The following is a 3830-nucleotide window of genomic DNA, read 5'->3' on the forward strand; positions in this document are numbered from 1 at the left end:
CGTGCTGGGCTACACCACCGACAAGGTGGTGGCGACCGACTTCCGTGGCGAGACCTGCACCAGCGTGTTCGACGCCGACGCCGGCATCGCGCTGGACAGCACCTTTGTGAAGGTTGTGGCCTGGTACGACAACGAGTGGGGTTATTCCAACAAGTGCCTGGAGATGGTGCGCGTGGTGGCCGGCTAAAACGCCGGTGGGCGGGCGCCGCGCGCGCACCGTCGGGTTTTCCACGAACCGAAGATCGGCGCATGCTACAAACCGGCATGCGCCGATTTTTCATTTCCAACCGCCTGCGTGGCGGCCTGCTGCTGGCGGGCCTGATCGCCCTCTCCCCTTGCGTCTTGGCGCAGGGCGGCCCTGGTGCCCTGGCCACGGGCTTGATCATTGGTTTCAAGCCCCAGCCCGATACCCGGGTGGCGCCACAGGAAACCGGTCCCTGGGCATCGCCCGGCGAGCGCGCCAAGGCGCAATGGGCCCGCGCCAGCCGCGACGGCCGCGAGCGCGTGGCCCGGCTGGCGCGCGACGCCGGCTTGCCGATGCAGAGTGCGGGTGAGGCGGGCAGCGCGCAGCTGCTGCGTTTCGAGCATCCGCTGCGCGGTGTGGCACTGGAAAACGCCTTGCGCCGTGCCCGCCTGGACCCCGACGTGGCCTGGGTCGAACCCAATGTGCGGGTGCCGCTTGCGCAGGCCGTGCCGGTGGTCCCCAACGACCCGGGGTTTACACGACAGTGGCATTTGCAAACGCCCGACCTGAGCAATCCTGCTGGCATGGGGATGCCGCAGGCCTGGGCGCGCAGCACTGGGTCGGCCGGTCAGGTGGTGGCGGTGGTGGACACCGGCGTGCGCATGGACCACCCCGATCTGGCGGGCCGTCTGTTGCCGGGCTACGACATGGTCAGCGATGTCGACATGGCCAACGACGGCGGTGGCCGGGATGCGGACCCCAGCGATCCGGGGGATTGGGTGACGGCGGCCGAGTCCAACAACGCGCAAGGCCCGTTTTACCAATGCACCTGGGACGGCACCAGCCCGGCCCCCTACCCGAAAAACGACAGCTCCTGGCACGGCACCTTCATCAGCGGGCAGATCGCGGCGGCCAGCAACAACGGCGCCGGGGTGTCCGGCCTGAACTGGGCGGCCCAGATTTTGCCCGTGCGGGTGGCGGGCAAGTGCGGCGCCATGGTGAACGACTTGCTCGATGGCGTGCGCTGGGCCGCTGGCCTGCCGGTGTCCGGCGCGCCGACCAATACCCGGCCGGCGCGCATCATCAACCTGAGCTTTGGCGGCGACGCGCCTTGTTCCAAGGCCTACCAGGATACTTTTGATGCGGTACACCAGGCCGGCGCCTTGGTGGTGGTGGCGGCGGGCAACGGCAGCGGCCCCCTGGCCCGGCCGGCCGATTGCCAGCGTGTCATGGCGGTGGCGGCGGTGCGCAAAGACGGGGCCAAAGCCGAGTACTCCAGTTTTGGTGCGCAAGTGGCTTTGTCGGTGCCCGGTGGCTCCACCGATTCTTACCCGAACAATCTGCTGCTCTCAACCTACAACAGCGGCGCCACCACGCCGGGCAGCAACACCTATGGCCTCAAACAAGGCACCAGCTTTGCCGCGCCCCTGGCCGCCGGTGTGGCCAGTCTGATGCTGGCGGTCAACCCGGCGCTGTCGCCAGACCAACTGGCGGCCCGCATGAAAGCGGGGGTGCGACCGCACGAGTCCCTGGGTGGTTACGGCAGCTGCGGCGCGACCCATACCCAGGCTTGCAATTGCACCACCAGCACCTGTGGCGCCGGCCTGCTGGACGCCGACCGGGCCTTGCAACTGGCCACTGGACCGGCGGCGGTGATCGCGGCCATTGGCACGGTGGCGCCCGCCGCACAGATCACGCTCGACGGCTCCAAGAGCGCGGGCATTCCGGGCTCCAGCATCGTGGCCTACCGTTGGCAGCAGCTGGAAGGGCCTACGGTGGTGCTGCCAGCGCCCCAAGCGGCCCAGACCCAGGTCACGCTGGCGGGCGAGCTGGCAAGCTACAAATTCCGCCTCACCGTGACCGACGACCAAGGCCGCACCGGCGAAGACACCGTGGCGGTGGGCACCGCATGGCCGACCAATGGCGGCGGTGGCGCCTGGGGTTGGATGTGGGGTGTGGGCCTGTGGCTCTGGCTGCTGGGTTTGGCGGTTTCCGTGTACCGACCCGGCTGGGTCCAAAACACCCCCCGGCGCTGATCCCAGGCGCGGCGGGTGCTGCCTCAGCCTCAGTTGCAGGATTGCAGCGTTTTGCCGGCCAGAGCCGCCACCGCATCGCGCTGGCGGGTGGTGACCGAAGGCAGCTTCAGGGTGAAGCCCACCGCCTCGGCCCGGTCTTGCGCGACCTGGGCGGTGCGCACGCCCGAGCGCCCAACCGCCTGCAAAGCCTGCTGAGCAGCGGCTTCTGTGGAGTAGGTGCCCAAGGCCAAGCCGGGTGACAGGCCTGCGCCCGTGACCTCGCGAAAGTCCACCTTGAGTTCGCGCAGCTCGGCCTTCTTGCGCTCCAGTTGCTCGTTGTTGTCGTAGCGCCCCATGTAGACGATCCAGCGCCCGCCACTGCGGTATTCGGTGAGCTGCCAGCGCACCGGCACATCTTGCAAGGCCAGGGCGGCGCGCAAGGTGTCGGCCTGCGCCTCGGTGAAGCCGGTGGCCTGCCAGCAGGCTTTTTTCTCGGCAGCCGCCAGGGCGCTCGCGGGTTCAGGCGCCGGGGGCGGTGTGGGCTGGGGGGGCGCAGCGGCTGGGCTGGCCGTGACCGGTGGTGTTTCCGGTGCACTGGCAGGCGCGGTAGCTGGTGCGGACGGTGCGACGGTGGGTGCGGGCGGGGCCTGGACCACGGTGGTCGCCTCAGGCGCTCTCGGCGGGTTGGGGCTGTTGAGCAGGCGCAGGGTCTCGGGCCGCAGCTCGCCCTTCAGCCGTTGCGGTTCGCGCTGCTCCACGGGGGCAAAACCCACAGCCGCCAGATAGCCCTGTGTCCAGGCGAAATAGGCGCCGTTGGCCAGTACCAGCAACCAGATGACCAGTCTCAACATGGGCGCACACCCACTTCGGCACTGGTCACGGTGCGCATGCCGTCGGCGGTCATCACCAGCAGACCGCCTTGTCCGTCAACGCCACAGGCCGTGCCCTGGCTGCCGTCGGACAGCGACACCACCTGGTCGCGCAGCGCATCCAGTGCCGCAAAACGCTGGGCGAAGGCGGCAAAACCCAGCGACTCAAAGGACCGTATGTCGCGCACCAGTGGCGCGGCCACCCGCTCCAGGGCCTCGCCCACGGTCAGGCCGGTCAGCAGCTCGGACAGCCCGGCCGGTGGCATGGGCGCGACCGGTTTGGACGCGGCGTGCACGCCGATGGCGGCGGCTTCGGGTCGGGCGATGTTGAGGCCCACGCCCACCACCACGAAGCGGCCACCGTCGCTGGACTTGCCGGTGCTGGCCGTCTCCACCAGAATGCCGCCCAGTTTGCGCTGCTGCAGCCACAAATCGTTGGGCCACTTCAGGCGCAGGTCCGGGTGCAGGCTGTTGGCCAGACTGATACCGACCGCCAGCGACAAACCGGCCCAGCTCGAAGGGGCGAGTGGCAGGGCCAGCGAGAACGTGAGCGAGTGCCCGGCCCGGCTGTGCCAACCACTGCCCATGCGGCCACGCCCGGCGGTTTGTTCGTCGGCGGCGAGCAACACGGGTTCCACCAGGCCAGCGCGCACGCGCCGCATCAGCTCGGTGCTGGTGGAGTCCACACTGGGCAGAATTTCGACCGTGAAGCCGGGCAGATCGGGCGCTATCGCCTGCCAGATGGCTTCGGCGTGGCGGCTC

At 69.3% G+C, this 3830-nt stretch carries 3 protein-coding genes and 1 pseudogene; 2 read left to right on the forward strand and 2 right to left on the reverse strand.

Annotated features, from left to right (window positions below):
* Window positions 1-187, forward strand: a pseudogene (locus ABYB95_RS18885) (type I glyceraldehyde-3-phosphate dehydrogenase); the annotation flags it as partial.
* Window positions 188-249: 62 nt separating this feature from the next.
* Complete coding sequence (locus ABYB95_RS18890) at window positions 250-2220, forward strand: S8 family serine peptidase (protein WP_372660364.1); 1971 nt, start codon at window positions 250-252, stop codon at window positions 2218-2220.
* Window positions 2221-2249: 29 nt separating this feature from the next.
* Here the strand turns inward: ABYB95_RS18890 and ABYB95_RS18895 are convergent, their stop codons facing one another.
* Together ABYB95_RS18895 and ABYB95_RS18900 are read right to left on the reverse strand one after the other, a co-directional pair.
* Entirely contained in the window at window positions 2250-3050 is an 801-nt protein-coding gene (locus ABYB95_RS18895; RefSeq protein ID WP_372660367.1) for an SPOR domain-containing protein, read from the reverse strand.
* Window positions 3044-3811 (reverse strand): biotin--[acetyl-CoA-carboxylase] ligase, encoded by a 768-nt coding sequence (locus ABYB95_RS18900; RefSeq protein WP_372660370.1) that lies wholly within the window; start codon window positions 3809-3811, stop codon window positions 3044-3046. Before ABYB95_RS18900 ends, ABYB95_RS18895 begins: the two co-directional genes overlap by 7 nt.
* Window positions 3812-3830 lie beyond the last annotated feature (19 nt).

The sequence above is a fragment of the Hydrogenophaga sp. genome, from assembly GCF_041633695.1.
Taxonomy (GTDB): Bacteria; Pseudomonadota; Gammaproteobacteria; order Burkholderiales; family Burkholderiaceae_C; genus Hydrogenophaga.

Coding starts and splice junctions, on each gene's coding strand:
- ABYB95_RS18890 (WP_372660364.1), top strand. CDS start 250: ATGCTACAAACCGGCATGCGCCGATTTTTCATTTCCAACCGCCTGCGT.
- ABYB95_RS18895 (WP_372660367.1), bottom strand. CDS start 3,050: ATGTTGAGACTGGTCATCTGGTTGCTGGTACTGGCCAACGGCGCCTAT.